Here is a 1433-nt window from a genome sequence, read left to right on the forward strand (position 1 = left end):
GTCTCCTTCTTTTTAAAGGTTGAAAAAACTTTTGAATGATGTGTTTTCAATTAACTGTTTTGGAAACCCTTGCTGCCCGTTACCCAAGCGTTAGCCTTTTATGTTGCAAATACAAACCAAAGCTAATGTTGTGGCAAAACAGATTGCCATAATTGTTAATAATAATATTAGAAAAGGAGAAATTTAATTTGATACTCACAAAAACATATTCCTACAAACTATTTGTATTTTTTCTATCACTTTTTGTGTTTAGTTCATGTGTTGCACAAAATCAAATAAAGCCAGAACCACAGGTTCAAATCAAAGAAGTTGAAAAAATAGTAAGAATCCCTGACAAGGCTTATACTGCAAAAACAGTTGAAGCTTATGAAAGAGCTGGAAATGACTGGGGAGCAAGACTACGATCACAAAACTTTAAACCAAAACAAATTGATAATGATTTTGTTGAATTTCTTATTTCCGGAAAGCGACCAGATTCCGATCCCAAAGGAGATTGGAGGACTTCAAATTATTATTTCACAGTGCATTTGAGTTTAAAGAAAGCTTTTCAAGAAGGTTTTAGAAAAGGATTTCAAGATAGAGAGGCTGATTTAGTACTTGGCCCTCATATTGAAGTTGCAGCTGGGCGTATTGGCAAGCGTAATAGCGAATTTTTTGCTGATGATGTTTCGAAATATGTTCAAGACCAAATAAATTACCAATATAGATTTAAAAAAGCATTAGATAATTCGGTGGCTATTTTCAAAGAGCTTATTGCAGAGGGTTCGCCTGCTGATAGAGACAAGTTTAAAGAATCGTTTTTATCTTATTATACAGCGGAGGTAGAAGAATACCTTAAAAGATCAAATTTTTATACTTCTGATAAAACATCATATATTAATTTAGATTTTAATAAAGGACAAATTGGAGAGTATGAAGGGAAGCTATATATTTCAAAATTTGGAATACTTACTGCTTTAGAAATGTGGGATCTTCTGTACAAAAAATCACTTTATATGGTGGGTTTAGAAATGGGACAAACTTTATCTCATAATTTGATCACACGTTCAGAACTGCTTGAGTGGTTACGGAGAACTCGTACGGCACTTAGAAATAACAATATAGAGCAAGAAATTGCTATTATAAGAAAAGGTTTTGTAGAAGAATATGGTAGAAATGGAAAATCTGTTTTTAATTCAATGGTTAGAGAAATATCAAGATAGGACAATTTAGCAAAAACAAAAATTATCAAAACTACACTTTGGAGTATTTTAAATCTGATTTTCAACATTTTTAAAAGTGCAGTTACTAAATATCGTCAATGACAGGCTAACCCGTGTGTGAACCGGACGGCAAGGATCTCCTCGTATAAAGGTTTCGTATAAAGGTTTTTAAATCAGGCTTGAAAAAGGCGATAGCCTTTTTCAATACCTTTTTTATTCCAACCAGCGCAG

General features: G+C 32.8%; 1 protein-coding gene. It reads left to right on the forward strand.

What is annotated here, in order from left to right; all coding sequences use genetic code 11:
* Positions 1–188: 188 nt before the first annotated feature.
* Complete coding sequence (locus tag BLT94_RS21715; protein ID WP_092238855.1) at positions 189–1202, forward strand: hypothetical protein; 1014 nt, start codon at positions 189–191, stop codon at positions 1200–1202.
* Positions 1203–1433 lie beyond the last annotated feature (231 nt).

Source organism: Desulfobacula phenolica, assembly GCF_900105645.1.
In the GTDB taxonomy this organism is placed as follows: Bacteria; Desulfobacterota; Desulfobacteria; order Desulfobacterales; family Desulfobacteraceae; genus Desulfobacula; species Desulfobacula toluolica.